Raw genomic sequence first — 15,242 nt, forward strand, 5'->3', positions numbered from 1 at the left:
AGCGGCGCAGAAGCTGAGCTTCTCCCCATGAATGTGAGGTGGGTCACATGCAGGTGCCCGGACCATTCGAATACGAGCGCGCGACGGGCGTGGATCACGCCGTCGGACTCCTGGACCGGCTCGGAGAGGAGGCGCGCATCATCGCGGGCGGGCACAGCCTGTTGCCGATGATGAAACTGCGCCTGGCCAATCCGGAATATCTCATCGACATCAACGACCTGGCTGCCGAGCTGGGCTATATAGTCACCGATCCCACCCTGGTGCGCATCGGCGCGATGGTGCGGCACCGGCATCTGCTCGAATCCGACGATCTCGCCGCGGTGTGCCCGATCTTCCGTGACGCCGAGCGCGTGATCGCCGACCCGGTCGTGCGCAACCGCGGCACGATCGGCGGCTCGCTGTGCCAGGCCGATCCCGCCGAAGATCTGACCACGGTCTGCACGGTTCTCGGCGCCACCTGCCTGGTGCGCGGACCGTCCGGCGACCGGGAGATCGCGATGGACGACTTCCTGGTCGGCCCGTACGAGACCGCCATGACGCGAAACGAGCTTTTGATCGAGATCCGAATCCCGGTGCGGCATCGGACTTCCAGTGCGTACCGGAAAGTGGAACGCCGGGTCGGCGACTGGGCGATCGCGGCGGCAGGCGCGACGGTGACACTGCGCGACGGTGCGATCGCGGCCGCACGGATCGGCCTGACGGCGGTCGACCCCGATCCCGCGGCATTGGCCGCCGCGTCGGACCTGCTCATCGGTGAGCCGCCCACCGAAGAGATCTTCGCGGAGGTGGGCCGCCGGGCGAGCGCGGCGTGCTCACCCGCTTCCGATTCGCGTGGCAGCGCGGACTACAAGCGCCACCTCGCCTCCGAACTGACGATCCGCGCGCTGCGCACCGCGGTCGAGCGCGTACTGAACGATTCCGCGCTGAGAGGGAACTAGCCATGCAGGTAACCATGACCGTCAACGGCGAGCAGGTGAGCGCCGACGTCGAGCCGCGCACCCTGCTCGTGCACTTCCTACGAGACCAGTTGCGGCTCACCGGAACCCACTGGGGATGCGACACCAGCAACTGCGGCACCTGTGTCGTGGAGGTGGACGGCGAACCGGTGAAGTCGTGCACGATGCTGGCCGTCATGGCCGGTGGGCGTTCGGTGCGCACCGTCGAGGGACTCGAGGTCGACGGCAAGCTCGATCCCGTGCAAGAAGGCTTCATGCAGTGTCACGGGCTGCAGTGCGGATTCTGCACGCCCGGGATGATGATCACGGCCCGGGCACTACTCGACCGCAACCCGGACCCCGACGAGCAAACCATCCGGGAGGCGATCTCGGGCCAGATCTGCCGCTGCACCGGATACACCACCATCGTGCGGTCGATCCAGTGGGCCGCGGCTAAGCAACGGGGCGAAGCGGCGGAGCCGGAACCCGCGCCCACCGCGGCGCCGGTAGGGAGTACATCATGACCGCCGTCGAATCCCGGCCGGAAGACCGCGTCGACAACGACCGCAGGCCGTGCGGGCACGGCAGGATGCTCCGCAAGGAGGATCCCCGGTTCATCCGCGGACGCGGCAATTTCGTCGACGACGTCCAACTGCCCGGCATGCTGCATATGGCGATCCTGCGTTCGCCGTTCGCGCACGCGCGGATCGTGAGCGTCGACGTCTCCGCGGCACAGGCGCATCCGAAGGTGAAGGCGGTCGTCACCGGCGCGGACCTCGCCGCCAAGGGACTGGCCTGGATGCCGACGCTTTCCAACGACGTGCAGGCGGTGCTGGCGACCGACAAGGTCCGGTTCCAAGGCCAGGAGGTGGCCTTCGTCGTCGCGGAGGACCGCTACGCCGCGCGTGACGCGCTGGAACTCATCGACGTCGAGTACGACATGCTCCCTCCGGTGATCGATGCCCGGACCGCGCTCTCGCCCGAGATGCCGGTGATCCGAGACGATCTCGAGGACAAGCGGGACAACCACTGCTTCGACTGGGAGACCGGTGACGCCGCCGCGACCGAGGCGGTGTTCGCCCGCGCGGACGTCGTCGTCGAGCAGGAGATCGTCTATCCGCGCGTGCATCCCGCCCCGATGGAAACCTGCGGCGCCGTCGCGGATCTCGATCCGGTGACCGGCAAGCTCACCCTGTGGTCGACGAGTCAGGCGCCGCACGCCCACCGCACGATCTACGCGATGGTGGCCGGGCTGCCCGAGCACAAGATCCGGGTCATCGCACCCGATATCGGCGGCGGGTTCGGCAACAAGGTGCCCATCTACCCGGGATACGTCTGCGCCATCGTCGGGTCGCTGCTACTGGGCAAACCGGTCAAATGGATGGAGGATCGCAGCGAGAACCTGACCAGCACAGGTTTCGCCCGCGACTACATCATGCTCGGTGAGATCGCCGCCGACGCCGACGGCAAGATCCTGGCCATCCGGTCCACCGTGCTCGCCGATCACGGCGCGTTCAACGGCACGGCCGCGCCGTTGAAGTATCCGGCCGGCTTCTTCGGTGTCTTCACCGGCAGCTACGACATCGAAGCCGCCTACTGCAAGATGACCGCGGTCTACACGAACAAGGCCCCCGGCGGCGTCGCCTACGCGTGCTCGTTCCGGATCACCGAGGCCGTCTACTTCGTCGAGCGGTTGGTGGATTGCCTCGCGCAGGAACTGAAGATGGATCCGGCGCAGCTGCGGCTGCGCAATCTGCTCCGGCCCGAACAGTTCCCGTACACCAGCAAGACCGGTTGGGTTTACGACTCCGGTGACTACGAGAAGACCATGCGCTTGGCGATGGACATGATCGGATACGACGCCCTGCGAGAGGAACAGCGGGAAAAGCGCGCCCGCGGTGAGTTGATGGGCATCGGGATGGCTTTCTTCACCGAAGCCGCCGGCGCGGGACCGCGCAAGGATATGGACATCCTCGGGCTCGGGATGGCCGACGGGTGTGAGCTGCGGGTCCACCCGACCGGCAAAGCCGTTGTGCGGCTGTCGGTGCAGACCCAGGGGCAGGGACATGAGACGACGTTCGCCCAGATCGTCGCCGAGGAGCTCGGGATACCGCCGGACGACATCGACGTCGTCCACGGCGACACCGATCAGACCCCGTTCGGCCTCGGCACCTACGGCAGCCGCTCGACTCCGGTCTCGGGCGCCGCCGCCGCGCTGGTGGCGCGGAAGGTGCGCGACAAGGCCCGGATCATCGCGTCCGGCATGCTCGAAGTATCCGTCGCCGATCTGGAGTGGGAGAAGGGCTTGTTCCACGTCAAAGGCGACCCGTCCGCGGCCGTCACGATCCAGCAGATCGCGATGCGAGCACACGGCGCGGGTGATCTGCCGGAGGGTATCGAGGGCGGACTCGACGCGCAGATCTGTTATAACCCGGCGAATCTCACCTACCCCTATGGCGCGTACTTCTGCGTCGTCGATGTCGACCCGGGGACGGCCGTGGTGAAGGTCCGGCGCTTCCTCGCCGTCGACGACTGCGGGACCCGGATCAATCCGATGATCATCGAGGGTCAGGTGCACGGCGGCATCACCGACGGCATCGGCATGGCGCTGATGGAGATCATCGCCTTCGACGAGGACGGCAACTGCCTCGGCGGATCCCTGATGGACTACCTCATCCCGACGGCGCTCGAAGTTCCGCATTTCGAGACCGGGTACACGGTCACTCCTTCGCCGCACCACCCGATCGGCGCGAAAGGTATCGGCGAATCGGCGACCGTCGGATCACCGGCGGCAGTGGTCAACGCGGTGGTGGACGCATTGGCGCCCTACAAGGTTCGGCACGCCGACATGCCGCTGACGCCGTCGCGAGTCTGGGAAGCGATGCAGGGCCGGGCCACACCGCCCGTCTGAGTGGGGCGGGAGCGATGGGAATACCGATGAAGCTGACCGAGCGTGCACAGCAACTGGTTCGGACCCGGACTCCGTTCGTGCACGCGACCGTCGTCCGAGCGCAGCAGCCGACCTCGGCGCATGCCGGGGACGAGGCGATCCTGTTGCAGGACGGGACGATCGAAGGATTCGTCGGCGGCCAGTGCGCCCAGAACTCGGTCCGCAAGGCCGCGCTGGGCGCCCTGCAATCGAACGAGAGCGTGCTGCTGCGCGTGTTGCCCGACGGCGACCTGCAATTTCCCGAAGCCCCCGGCGCGGCTGTGGTGGTGAATCCCTGTCTGTCCGGCGGAGCGCTGGAGATATTCCTCGAGCCGCAGGTCCCGGCTCCTCTGGTGCGCATCTGCGGCGCGACACCGATCGCGGACGCACTGGCCGAGATGTGCGCACTGGTGGGATTCGATGTGCAGCGCGGTATCGGCGGAGCCGACTCGCCGGATTCGCTGACCGACACGACCGCGGTGGTGATCGCGAGCCACGGCGGCCCGGAAGCCGAGACGATCCGCGCCGCGCTCGACTCGGGCGTGGGGTATGTCGGTCTGGTGGCCAGCAAGATCCGGGGAGCGTCGATTCTGGACGAGCTCGGCTTGACCGAAGCCGAGCAGATGCGCGTGCGCACCCCGGTGGGCCTGCCGATCGGCGCCAAGACCTCGGCGGAGATCGCCGTCTCGATCGTCGCGGAAGTGATCCAGGCGATCCGCAAGGGCGGCTTGGCCATCCCGGTTCGCCTGTCGAGCGTCGCGTTCGAGGCGCTCGATCCGGTGTGCGGCATGACCGTGGCGGTCGGGCCGGACACGCCACATCTCACCATCGACGACGTCGACTACTGGTTCTGCGGCTCCGGCTGCCGCACTTCCTTCGCCGAGGCGAAGACGGGCTCATGACAAACGGATTCGTCACCGGGGTCGTACTCGCGGCGGGAACCTCACGGCGTCTCGGCACACCGAAACAGCTACTGCCATACCGTGATACGACACTTCTCGGCGCCACATTGGACGTGGTTCGAGCCTGCGGTTTCGGTCAGATCATCGTCACCCTCGGCGGGGCGGCCGCAGCGGTCCGGCAGCAGGTCGATCTCACCGGGGTGGAGGTGGTCGTGGCCGACGACTTCGGTTCGGGCTGTTCCTCGTCGTTGCGTTCGGCCCTGGGCTCGGTACATCCCCTGGCCACCGGAATCGTGCTGATGCTCGGTGATCAACCGGGTTTGTCGGCCGCGACCGTCGAACGACTGATCGCCGACGCGACGACCGCGGCGATCACGGTCTGCGGCTACCGCGACGGCGTCGGGCATCCGTTCTGGCTGCCCCGCGGCCTGTTCGGCCAGTTGGCCCGATTGCACGGCGACAAGGCGGTCTGGAAGATCATCGAGTCGGGCCGCGTCCCGGTGTCCCGGCTCGACGTCGACGCAGCGGTGCCCTTGGATGTGGACACCTGGGCCGATTACGAGCGCCTGCGCGCCTCGACCTCGCCATGATGTCGCCGTTCGCCGATATCGAGGACGTGGTCCGGCGATTCGACGCCGACGACTACCTGCTCGACACCGGTACCGCCGCCGCCTTCTATCTGGCCACCACGTTGGGTCGGCCCCTACTGCTGGAAGGCGAGCCGGGAGTCGGCAAGACGACCGCGGCGAAGACCCTTGCCACCGCGCTAGCCGCGCCGCTGATCCGCCTGCAGTGCTACGAGGGCCTCACCGTGAACGAAGCGCTGTACGACTGGAATTACCAGCGTCAGCTGCTCAGCATTCGGCTCGCCGAAGCACGCGGCGCCGACCTCACCGAAGCCGACTTGTTCACCGAGGCATTCCTGGTCGACCGTCCGATCCTGCGCTGTGTCCGTTATCGCGGTCCGACGCCCCCGGTGCTGCTGGTCGACGAAATCGACCGTGCCGACGACGAATTCGAGGCGTTGCTGCTGGAATTCCTCGGTGAGGCCGCGGTGACCGTGCCGGAACTCGGCACCTTCACCGCCGAGCGGCCGCCACTCGCGGTGCTGACCTCGAACCGCAGTCGCGACCTGCACGACGCGCTGCGGCGGCGCTGCCTCTACCACTGGATCGACTATCCCGAACCGTCCCGCGCGGTGGCGATCGTGCGACGCACGGTGCCCGGGGCGACCGATGCGCTGATCGAACATGCCACCCTGTTCGTCGCGCACGCTCGCGGTCTCGATCTCGACAAGCCGCCCGGCGTCGCCGAGACCATCGACTGGATCGCCGCGTTGGCGACGCTCGATGTCGCCGATCTCGTCGCGCCGGAGGCGGTCGCAGCACTCAGCGCGCTGGCGAAGACACCCGACGACCGCGCGACCGTGCGGGAGGCGTTCGTCGAATACACGCGAGACCTGGCTACCGGATGAGAGGGATGCCGCAATGAAGATCGCCAACGAGTTCACCGTCAACGCACCCGTCGAGCAGGCATGGGAGGTACTGACCGACCTCGAACAGGTCGTCCCGCTCCTGCCAGGCGCACAGATGGTCGGATGGCAGGGAGACGACTTCCTCGGCAGATTGAAGGTCAAAGTCGGCCCGGTGACCAGCGAATTCACCGGCAAAGCGCAATTCGTCGAGCGCGACGAACACGACCATCGCGCCGTTATCAGCGGGCGCGGCCGGGATTCACACGGATCCGGGAACGCCGCCGCGACCATCACCACACGGCTGTGCGCGGACGACGGCAGGACGCGGGTCACCGTCGACACCGACCTCAAGGTTGTCGGCAAACTCGCCCAGTTCGGCAGCGGAATGCTGCAACAGGTGTCCGAGAAGATGATGAATCAGTTCGTCACATCCTTGGAGACGAAACTCGCGGCTGCCGATGAGACCTCTGTGGAGCCGGTAGCCGAGCCGGACCGCCGAGCAGCGCAGCCGGTGGCGCCGCCCGAGCCCGCGCCGCTGGACCTTGTCGAACTCATGGGGCCCGCGATGATCAAGAAATATGCGCCCGCGGTCGTGTTCGCACTCGCGGCAGTGCTCGGAATAATTCTGCTGCGCAAGCGGATACGCACGAATCGATGACGCGGGCGGCACTGCTGCGCGGCGTGGATCTGGCGGCGTTCGCCGTCGCGGTGGTCGCGCGGCTGCGGGGAAGTGGCGTCGCGGTGGCGCCGAGCGGTCCCACGCTGTTCGTGCAAGCCTGGCGTCGCATGGCGCCGCGCTCGCGCACCGAACTCTACTGGGCCATGCGACTGACGCTCGTCGATCGCATGCAAGATCTCGCCGCCTTCGACGCGGTCTTCGCGGCGGTGTTCGCCGACGCGGTGCTGGGTGTGGACCCGGCGAGCCGAACGCACGGACTACCGGCCGAACGCGCGTCGGCGCCGGGCACAGTCGGTCGGGGGCGGTCTCGGCACGGCGGTGATGTCCCCTGGGCGACGCCGCGATCGGCAACCGGCGCCGACCGGTCCACCGACCAGGCTCCGGCGCTGCCGGACGTGCTGCCGAGCCGGTTCGCCGCACGGGAACAGGAACCGTTCGCCTGCTTCGATCCGGACGATCTGCGAACGATCGGCGCCTGGCTGGAACAGGCGGCGGCGCTCTGGCCGCAGCGCCGCAGCTTGCGCCAGGAAAGTGATCCGCATGGCAAGCGGATCGACTTCCGGGCGACGATGAACCACTCGCGGCGCACCGGCTGGGAGTCGGCGGTGCTGGTCCGCACCCGTCCCAGGCGTCGCCCGCGCCGGATCGTCATGATCTGCGACGTCAGCCGCTCCATGCAGCCGTATTCGACGATCTACCTGCACCTGATGCGGGCCGCCATGCAACGCCGTTCGTCCGATCGACCCGAGGCGTTCGCCTTCTCCACTTCCCTGACCAGGCTCACCCCCGTGCTCGCGCACCGTTCCCCGGAGGTGGCGGTGGCCCGGGCCAACGACAAGGTGCTCGACCGCTACGGCGGCACGCACATCGGCCGATGCCTCGGCACACTGCTGGCGACTCCGTCCGGTAACGCGGTGCGCGGCGCCGTCGTCGTCATCGCCTCGGACGGTTGGGACAGCGACACTCCCGATCTCTTGGCCCGCGCGATGGCCCGGATCAGACGCCGGGCTTGGCGCGTCATCTGGCTCAATCCCCGTGCGGGCGAGTCCGGGTTCCAGCCGGCCACCGGCGCGATGGCGGCAGCCCTGCCGTTCTGCGACACCATGATGCCCGCGCACACTCTTGCGGAGGTACACGCGTTCGTTCGGATTCTGGCATCGTCGACTGTGTCCGCCGACCGATACCCGATCCCGTCCCGGTGATCATCGAGAAACCTTGCGGTGGCGCGAACCAGCGGATCGGCGACCATCCGAACGCCTGCGCCTGGCTTCACCCGGCCCAGGCCTCTAGCCGCGATCTCGGCGCAGCGGCGTCGTGAGCGCGGGGTGGATCCGGCTCGGCGGCAACGATGGCAGCCCTGCAGGTAGTGCCCGGACCCGACGGATCGGTGCCCGAGCCGACGCTCGACATCTTCCGCGAACTCTTCACCGCGCGTTCGGGCCGGGCGGATGTGGTGCTGGACGAGGCGACCTGGCTGTCGCGTTACCGCTTCAACGCGCGCATGGTCGACCGGTACCGCTACGGCCGGGTCTACCTGGCCGGTGACGCCGCCCACGTGCATTCGCCTGCTGGCGGCCAGGGCATGAACACCGGCATCCAGGACTCCTACAACCTCGGCTGGAAACTCGCGGCTGTGCTCGGTGGTGCGCCCGTCGACCTGCTGGACAGCTACGGGGACGAGCGAATCCCGGTGGCCGCCAGAGTGCTGGCAGACAGCTCGCGCGGCTTCCAGTCGGTTTTCGCGCTGCGCGGTGTGCGCCGCTTTGTGCGTGATCATCTGATCTTCCCGCTCGTGAAGCACCCGGCGGTGATGGCCAGGCTGCTCGCCAAAACCAACCAGTTGGCCATCGCCTACCCCGACTCCGCGCTGACCCTCCGCTGTGAGGACCGCTGCCGCGGCCCACGCCCCGGGGACCGCGCCCCCGACGCCCGCGGCGTCACCGCCGACGGCACACCGACCCGACTGTTCGATCTCACACGCGGAACCCACTGGACCGTAGTGGGATTCGGCGAAGAGGCCGCCGCAGCGCTCCGCGAACTCGCCGATATCTCGGACGACGCAGTACGCACCTGCATGGCAACCGACAACGCCCCGGGTTCGGACCACACGGATATCACCCGGACACTCATCGGTTCCGAAGCGCGGCGCCTGTTCCGCGTCCAGCCGGGCACGCTGGTCCTGATCCGTCCCGACGGTTACCTCGCCGCGCGCACCCGCGACGCAGCCGCGATCTCCGCACACCTCACTCGAATCCTCGCTCCGCGCAAAGCACTCGCGACCACTACCTGAAGGTCAGTGTCGCGTGCCGCGCCGGACGACGGCCTGCGGCGACTGCGAATCTGCTCTCGCTGCAAGGGTTTCGTTGCCAATCGATAGCTCCGAGGGGGTGCCTGGCCACCACATCGGCGGCAGATGAGGGAGTGATGATGGAAGTGGAGAACGTCCACCACTCCTACGGCAGACGGTCGGTGCTGCGTGGAATTGCGTCCGGTTCGATCGCGCTGTCCGCCGTCCGGCCGATTATCAGGTGTGCTGGAATCGCCACTGCTGGGTGCGGCTGATCGGCGCGGATCGCGCGAGCCCGATCTGCTCGGTGCCGATGTCACCGTCGTGACCAGGCAGGTCGAGGACGAACTCGCAGGCGGCCCAGACAGCGATGCGGTAACAGTCGGGATGGGCTTCCTCGGCGGTGATCTGCCACCCCATCGGCGTCCCACTGCACTCGAGGTGGGCTCCCTCGCTCACCACTCCGTCGCCGAACCCGAGCCTGGTGCCGGTGCGTCCGCTGCCGATATACCAAATTCCTTCGCCGAATTCCGGCGCTCTGGACAGCAGCCAATGCTGCCAGCCGTCCTCGACACTTGGCTCCGCCACCACCGTCACCTGATCAGCGCTGTCGAGCGCCAGCACACAACCGGCGCCGACATTGACGATCCGATAGACACCCTCGCTCAAACCGGTCATGATCCGTCGTCCTCACCATCCGCTAGATCCCGAGGCCACGGTGTTCCCACGAGCCTCGCGTCAGAAGATTCCGTGCCTTTGGGCTACCCCGCCCATCGCCCGAAGAATCACGTCGATACGGGCGCGATCGCAGCCGCCGGGCTCCTCCGAACGAGACAGAGCCCCCTGTCTCAGCGAGGTGCGGACGATCCGCGGGGTCGACGACCAGCCGGTCGGGACCTACCCCCGACACCTCGCGCTGTCTCCACCCACCGCCGCCCGGTGACTCTGTCGGCTGTCTGCGGTGAGCGGCGGTCGGCACCCCGCGCCGGTGCACGGCGCGACCGGGGGCGACTCGGAAATCATCTCGAATTCCTCGCGCAGCGACACGCCAACGAGAACGCAGAGCGGATGCGGCCCACGAATCCAACGGCGGCTACACTCAGCCTCCGGACACCGCAGCCGAGGGGATGGCTCCAGAACCGATAAATTCGAACAATCGGGACCGAGTGTTGCCGAACTCAGAGACGATACGAAGTCGACCAAATCAGATGACGTCGACATCGCACGGATGGAGCGGATCCTCGACCTGCGAGAGGGCATGCTCGCCGGCGACGAGTACTACCTCCAAAAAATCGTCTGCGAATGCGGAAGACGCCTCACCATGTACGACTTCGTCTTCACCGGTTTGGTTGACGCCGGCCATTCGAAGTCTCTTATCGTGCACACATTCGTCGGCAATAAGTTGGTGGTCAACGAAGCTCGGCCTATCCGATGTTCCGCGTGCGCCAGGGTCTGCCCGCGCTCGTGGTATCGAATGCCGCAAAGTTACGGCTGCCGACCACCGGCGTGATTGTTCAGCCGAAGGCAACACCCTCTCGTATATCGCACCTGCTCGTCAGGTATACGGCCGCTCGGTGTGTTCGATCCCGGCGATCGGTTCGGGCCCGACGCGGTTCCGTGCTGATTCGAGTGCGCCGCCGGACAACGACTCACCCTCACACCTGCCGACCGGGTCCGCTGTTCGCTGCGGCGGTGTAGCGGCCGGCCAGGTGAGCGAAAGCGGCGGTGAGTTCGGGCGGGCCGATGACCTCGATGTCAGCGTCGAACTTGCCGAGAGAGCTTGCGAGCGCGGGCCATGACCACGAGCCCAGGACGATTCGGCAGCGGTCGGGACCGAGCGCCTCGACCACTCCGTCGTGGAGGAACGGTGCGATCTCGGTGGCGGGCAGGTGCATGATGACCGCACCGCGGCAGGGCCATCCGCCGTTCGCGTCCGAACCGCGAAACCTGCTGCTCACGAAGGTGGCCACATCTCCCGCAGGGAGTTCGCGCGGAACGAAGCGGGGGCCGGTGGGGATGCGCGGGGTGATCCGGTCGGCGCGGAACGTCCGCCAGTCGTCACGGTCGAGGTCCCACGCCACGAGGTACCAGCGCCCTCCCCACGTGACGAGATGGTGGGGCTGCACTCGACGCGGCGGGTGCGCGGCGGCAAGCGGTTCGGACGCGCCGTTGTAGTCGAAACGCAGTACTTCGCGGGCATTGATGGCGGCGCCGATCGCCGTGAGAACCTCCGTGCCGACCTCGGGTGCGGACTGGTCGGCGGGCGGTGCGACAGCGGTGATCCGAAGAGTGTCCATGCGGTGGCGTAGCCGCGCGGGCATGACCTGACGGATGGTGGTCAGCGCTCGCGCCGCGGATTCTTCGATACCGGCGCCTGCGGTGGTGGCGATCTGCAGTGCGACGGCCAGGGCGACGGCCTGCTCGTCGTCGAACAGCAGCGGCGGCAGTTGTGTACCCGCGCCGAGTCGGTATCCCCCGTCCGGGCCTTTGCTGGTGACGATCGGATAGCCGAGTTGACGCAGCCGGTCCACGTCACGGCGTACCGTGCGCGGGCTGACTTCCAGCCGCTGGGCCAGCAGCATTCCCGGCCAGTCCCGGCGCGCCTGGAGCAGGGACAGCAGTGCCAGCAGTCGCGCGGAAGTTTTCGGCATGTTTGTCATCCTGCCCGAAGTAGAGGACACAACCTGGCCACTACCCCTGCGAATGTTGCTCACGTCAGCCATCGAGCCGAATCAGGAGCAACCTTGTCCCTCACAACCACCACCCACCTGAACTTCCGCGGTGACGCCCGCGCCGCGCTGGCGTTCTACCAGTCCGTTTTCGGCGGCCACCTCGCCCTCGTCACCTACGGAGACGCCGGAGCTGTCCGTGACGAGTCCGAGGCCGATCAGATCATGTGGGGCCAGGTACAGGCCGACAGCGGGTTCCACATCATGGCCTACGACGTGCCCTCGTCGATGGACTACCACCCTGGAGAGAACGGGTTCTTCGTCTCCGTGCGCGGAGAGACCGTCGACGAGGTGTCGGACTACTGGGAGAAACTCACCGCGGGCGCCACCGTGGTGATTCCGATGGGCCCGGCGAGCTGGGCGACCGCCTACGGGATGCTGCGGGACCGTTTCGGTGTGGTCTGGGTCGTCGACGTCGTCAGCGAATACAACGGATAACTCGTTGCGTCATCGGGGCGCTCCCGCCCCGATGTCCATCCGCCTTCCCGCCGGGCCACCTGGGGCACTTCGCGTTGACGAATCTGCGTCTGCCGCCAGAATCGCCGCCGCATTCCACCAACCCGAATCGAATTCGCCGCCGCCCTTCTTGGCCAGACGGGCCGCGAGCCATGATTCGATATCCCGATGGGCGGCGGCAACGCCGGTCGGCCGGTGGGTGAAGGCGGATGCTATGGTGCACAAATTTTCCGACATCTGGAACGACAAAATTCTTTGCTAGGCGGAATTTGTCGCAATCGGATTAAAGGACGCTATTCGGCGCGGATGAGCTGGACTCCAGCAGCATAGTCCTCGGCAGTCACGAGAGGAGTAAAATCGATTCATTCGATATCGATAAATCGAATATCGACGATAATTCATAGCCCGACGATGGCGACCAGATGCCGAGTCGACCGACCGTCCCACGCCAACGAATCGTCGACCGAACAGAGCAATCGAGGAGGCATCATGACAGTGGTTCAGAACTTCATCGACGGCAAGCTCGTCGACTCGGTCGGTGGTGCGACGATGGCACTGGTCGACCCCGCTACCGGCGATCGGTACGGTACCGCCCCGGTGTCCGACGAACAGGACATCGACAACGCGTACGCGGCGGCCGCCAGAGCGTTCCGCGACTGGAAGCGGACGACGCCGTCGCAACGCCAGAAGGCGCTGTTGGATTTCGCCGACGAGTTGGAGAATGCCGCCGGCGCGCTTGTCGAGGCCGAGGGCCGCGACACCGGCAAGCCGAACCACATCACCTCGGCCGCGGAGATCCCGCAGATGCTGGACCAGACCCGATTCTTCGCGGGAGCGGCACGGGTACTCGAGGGCAAGTCGGCCTGCGAGTACCTGGCGGGCCATACATCCTGGATCCGCCGGGAGCCGATCGGCGTCATCGGACAGGTGACACCGTGGAATTACCCGATGATGATGGCCATCTGGAAGTTCGTTCCCGCGATAGCGGCAGGCAATACCGTGGTGATCAAGCCGAGCGAAACCACTCCGGTGACGACGGTGATGCTCGCCGAACTGGCCTCCGAACACCTGCCGCCAGGTGTGCTCAACGTGGTAACCGGTGACCGGGCGACCGGTGCGGCGGTGGTCGCGCATCCGACTCCGGAGATGGTATCGATCACCGGTTCGGTGGCCGCGGGCCGTGCGGTCGCGGAGTCGGCCGGGAGCCACCTGAAGCGCACGCATTTGGAGTTGGGCGGCAAAGCGCCGGTCATCGTGTTCCCCGACGCCGATATCGCTGCTGCCGCGCAGGGTATCGCGGCCGCGGGCTATTTCAACGCCGGACAGGATTGCACGGCGGCCACCCGAGTGCTCGGTCACGGCTCTGTGGCCGACGATCTGACCGCGGCGCTGGCCGAGCAGGCCTGCGGCGCGACAACCACTTTCGGCAAAGCCGCCGATGACGAGGATGCCTGGGTGCCACCGGTCAACAACGCCGACCAACTACAGCGGGTGCTCGGCTTCCTCGACGAGGTGCCCGATCACGCTTCGGTCGTGGCCGGTGGACACCGGCAGGGCGACCACGGGTATTACGTCGAGCCGACGGTCATCGGGGGGTTGTTGCAGGATGACCGGATGAGCCAGAACGAGATCTTCGGCCCGGTGATCACCGTGCAGTCGTTCACCGACGAAGACGAGGCGATCCGGTGGGCCAACGGCGTCGAATACGGGCTGGCCTCCTCGGTGTGGACCAAGGATGTGTCGAGGGCGCTCCGCGTGTCGGCCGCGCTCGACTTCGGCTCCGTGTGGATCAACACCCACACCGCGCTGATCGCCGAGATGCCGCACGGCGGGTTCAAGTCGTCCGGACACGGCAAGGATCTGTCGATGTACGGGCTGGAGGACTACACCCGCGTCAAGCATGTGATGGCCAAGATCGACTGAAGCCCCACAACGATGACAACACAGCCGGTCGCCGCCACCGGCGGCACCATGCACCAATTGCGGCGTCGCCATCACCTACTCCTGTGATCCAGGCCGGTCGGCGGCACAATCGCAACAGCGTAGGCAACGAATCCGGTGCCGTGAGCGAAGACGAAAGGGGCGCGGGTGCACGCGACCGTAGAGCCCGGCGTCGAACTGGCGGTGCTGTGCGTGGTGATGGTGGCTCTGACAGCCGCGTGGTATCGGGTGGCGCGATTGGGACCGACTCCCGTGGCTCCGCGCGCCGCGATCCGCGGCGCCGCACAACTCGGAATCGTCGCGCTGGTACTGGCCGCGGCGCTGGCACATCTCTGGTCCGCGGTGCTCGTCCTGGCCGTCATGTTCGCCGCCGCGGTGGCGACCGCCGCGCAGCGGTCCTCGGCCGGCTGGTCGGGAATGTGGCTCACCGTCGCGCTCGGGGCGGGAATCGGGGTGGTGGTGCCGCTGATGCTGATCAGCGGCGTGGTCCCACTCACCGGTGTGGCGTTGGTCCCGATCGGCGGAATCGTGCTGGGCGGGACGATGACCGCGACGTCGCTCGCCGCCCGTCGAGCCCTCGACACGGTCGAACAACGGTGGGGTGAAGTGGAGGCGGCGATGAGTCTGGGCTTCACCGAACGCGAAGCACGACTCGAGGTCGTCCGTCCGAGTACGGGTGATGCGCTGCTACCGGGCGTCGATCAGACCCGCACAGTCGGATTGGTCACTCTGCCCGGCGCATTCATCGGTGTGCTGCTCGCCAGCGGTTCAGCCCTGCAGGCCGCCGCGGTACAGATGCTGGTTCTCACCGGCCTGCTGCTGGCCCAAGCATCCGCGGTAGCGGTGACCACCGAACTGGTCGCACGATCGAAGGTTCGCCGCACACCACGATAACGACACAATGGATCAG

General features: G+C 67.0%; 15 protein-coding genes. 12 read left to right on the top strand and 3 right to left on the bottom strand.

Annotated features, from left to right (window positions below):
- Positions 1-47 precede the first annotated feature (47 nt).
- The 9 genes from ABZ824_RS31355 (at position 48) to ABZ824_RS31395 (ending at position 9,209) form a co-directional block, all read left to right on the top strand.
- Positions 48-938, top strand: coding sequence for a xanthine dehydrogenase family protein subunit M (locus ABZ824_RS31355; protein ID WP_356967456.1), 891 nt, complete (start codon positions 48-50; stop codon positions 936-938).
- A gap of 2 nt (positions 939-940) precedes the next feature.
- Positions 941-1,459 carry a (2Fe-2S)-binding protein gene (locus ABZ824_RS31360; protein ID WP_355074262.1) on the top strand — a complete coding sequence of 173 codons (519 nt, stop codon included), beginning with the start codon at positions 941-943 and terminating at the stop codon, positions 1,457-1,459.
- Positions 1,456-3,846 (top strand): aerobic carbon-monoxide dehydrogenase large subunit, encoded by a 2,391-nt coding sequence (locus tag ABZ824_RS31365; protein WP_356967459.1) that lies wholly within the window; start codon positions 1,456-1,458, stop codon positions 3,844-3,846. Before ABZ824_RS31360 ends, ABZ824_RS31365 begins: the two co-directional genes overlap by 4 nt.
- A 26-nt stretch (positions 3,847-3,872) precedes the next feature.
- Positions 3,873-4,766 carry an XdhC family protein gene (locus ABZ824_RS31370; RefSeq protein WP_356967461.1) on the top strand — a complete coding sequence of 298 codons (894 nt, stop codon included), beginning with the start codon at positions 3,873-3,875 and terminating at the stop codon, positions 4,764-4,766.
- Complete coding sequence (locus ABZ824_RS31375; protein ID WP_356967463.1) at positions 4,763-5,356, top strand: nucleotidyltransferase family protein; 594 nt, start codon at positions 4,763-4,765, stop codon at positions 5,354-5,356. The genes ABZ824_RS31370 and ABZ824_RS31375 overlap by 4 nt, the downstream gene beginning before the upstream one ends.
- A complete protein-coding gene (locus tag ABZ824_RS31380; protein WP_356967465.1) occupies positions 5,353-6,240 on the top strand; it encodes a MoxR family ATPase in 888 nt (295 codons plus the stop codon). The genes ABZ824_RS31375 and ABZ824_RS31380 overlap by 4 nt, the downstream gene beginning before the upstream one ends.
- A gap of 13 nt (positions 6,241-6,253) precedes the next feature.
- Complete coding sequence (locus ABZ824_RS31385) at positions 6,254-6,898, top strand: SRPBCC family protein (protein ID WP_356967467.1); 645 nt, start codon at positions 6,254-6,256, stop codon at positions 6,896-6,898.
- Positions 6,895-8,121 carry a VWA domain-containing protein gene (locus ABZ824_RS31390; RefSeq protein WP_356967469.1) on the top strand — a complete coding sequence of 409 codons (1,227 nt, stop codon included), beginning with the start codon at positions 6,895-6,897 and terminating at the stop codon, positions 8,119-8,121. Before ABZ824_RS31385 ends, ABZ824_RS31390 begins: the two co-directional genes overlap by 4 nt.
- A 146-nt stretch (positions 8,122-8,267) precedes the next feature.
- Positions 8,268-9,209, top strand: a complete 942-nt coding sequence (locus ABZ824_RS31395) for an FAD-dependent monooxygenase (RefSeq protein WP_356967471.1) — start codon at positions 8,268-8,270, stop codon at positions 9,207-9,209.
- Positions 9,210-9,443: 234 nt separating this feature from the next.
- Here the strand turns inward: ABZ824_RS31395 and ABZ824_RS31400 are convergent, their stop codons facing one another.
- The 3 genes from ABZ824_RS31400 to ABZ824_RS31410 all read right to left on the bottom strand — a co-directional run bounded on the left by ABZ824_RS31400 (position 9,444) and on the right by ABZ824_RS31410 (position 11,857).
- The gene (locus ABZ824_RS31400; RefSeq protein ID WP_356967473.1) at positions 9,444-9,884 is read right to left on the bottom strand and encodes a hypothetical protein; all 441 of its coding nucleotides are present in this window, start codon (positions 9,882-9,884) and stop codon (positions 9,444-9,446) included.
- A 526-nt stretch (positions 9,885-10,410) separates the two neighbouring features.
- On the bottom strand, positions 10,411-10,569 hold the full coding sequence (locus ABZ824_RS31405; RefSeq protein ID WP_356967475.1) for a hypothetical protein: 159 nt from the start codon (positions 10,567-10,569) through the stop codon (positions 10,411-10,413).
- Between the two features lie 292 nt (positions 10,570-10,861).
- Positions 10,862-11,857: a transcriptional regulator gene (locus ABZ824_RS31410; protein WP_356967477.1), complete on the bottom strand. Its 996-nt coding sequence runs from the start codon at positions 11,855-11,857 to the stop codon at positions 10,862-10,864.
- 93 nt (positions 11,858-11,950) lie between these two features.
- Between ABZ824_RS31410 and ABZ824_RS31415 the strand changes: the two genes are divergently transcribed.
- From ABZ824_RS31415 to ABZ824_RS31425, 3 genes are all read left to right on the top strand, one after another.
- Positions 11,951-12,373 (top strand): VOC family protein, encoded by a 423-nt coding sequence (locus ABZ824_RS31415; protein WP_356967479.1) that lies wholly within the window; start codon positions 11,951-11,953, stop codon positions 12,371-12,373.
- A 507-nt stretch (positions 12,374-12,880) separates the two neighbouring features.
- A complete protein-coding gene (locus ABZ824_RS31420) occupies positions 12,881-14,314 on the top strand; it encodes an aminobutyraldehyde dehydrogenase (protein WP_356967481.1) in 1,434 nt (477 codons plus the stop codon).
- Positions 14,315-14,479: 165 nt separating this feature from the next.
- On the top strand, positions 14,480-15,226 hold the full coding sequence (locus ABZ824_RS31425; RefSeq protein WP_356967482.1) for an ABC transporter permease: 747 nt from the start codon (positions 14,480-14,482) through the stop codon (positions 15,224-15,226).
- Positions 15,227-15,242: the final 16 nt, after the last annotated feature.

Origin of the sequence: Nocardia sp. NPDC047038 (assembly GCF_040644075.1) — a bacterium.
Taxonomy (GTDB): Bacteria; Actinomycetota; Actinomycetes; order Mycobacteriales; family Mycobacteriaceae; genus Nocardia; species Nocardia sichangensis.

Bases quoted from the DNA above. Each gene is read 5' to 3' on its own strand.
- ABZ824_RS31355 (WP_356967456.1), top strand. From the start codon at position 48: ATGCAGGTGCCCGGACCATTCGAATACGAGCGCGCGACGGGCGTGGAT.
- ABZ824_RS31360 (WP_355074262.1), top strand. From the start codon at position 941: ATGCAGGTAACCATGACCGTCAACGGCGAGCAGGTGAGCGCCGACGTC.
- ABZ824_RS31365 (WP_356967459.1), top strand. From the start codon at position 1,456: ATGACCGCCGTCGAATCCCGGCCGGAAGACCGCGTCGACAACGACCGC.
- ABZ824_RS31370 (WP_356967461.1), top strand. From the start codon at position 3,873: ATGAAGCTGACCGAGCGTGCACAGCAACTGGTTCGGACCCGGACTCCG.
- ABZ824_RS31375 (WP_356967463.1), top strand. From the start codon at position 4,763: ATGACAAACGGATTCGTCACCGGGGTCGTACTCGCGGCGGGAACCTCA.
- ABZ824_RS31380 (WP_356967465.1), top strand. From the start codon at position 5,353: ATGATGTCGCCGTTCGCCGATATCGAGGACGTGGTCCGGCGATTCGAC.
- ABZ824_RS31385 (WP_356967467.1), top strand. From the start codon at position 6,254: ATGAAGATCGCCAACGAGTTCACCGTCAACGCACCCGTCGAGCAGGCA.
- ABZ824_RS31390 (WP_356967469.1), top strand. From the start codon at position 6,895: ATGACGCGGGCGGCACTGCTGCGCGGCGTGGATCTGGCGGCGTTCGCC.
- ABZ824_RS31395 (WP_356967471.1), top strand. From the start codon at position 8,268: ATGGCAGCCCTGCAGGTAGTGCCCGGACCCGACGGATCGGTGCCCGAG.
- ABZ824_RS31400 (WP_356967473.1), bottom strand. From the start codon at position 9,884: ATGACCGGTTTGAGCGAGGGTGTCTATCGGATCGTCAATGTCGGCGCC.
- ABZ824_RS31405 (WP_356967475.1), bottom strand. From the start codon at position 10,569: ATGGCCGGCGTCAACCAAACCGGTGAAGACGAAGTCGTACATGGTGAG.
- ABZ824_RS31410 (WP_356967477.1), bottom strand. From the start codon at position 11,857: ATGCCGAAAACTTCCGCGCGACTGCTGGCACTGCTGTCCCTGCTCCAG.
- ABZ824_RS31420 (WP_356967481.1), top strand. From the start codon at position 12,881: ATGACAGTGGTTCAGAACTTCATCGACGGCAAGCTCGTCGACTCGGTC.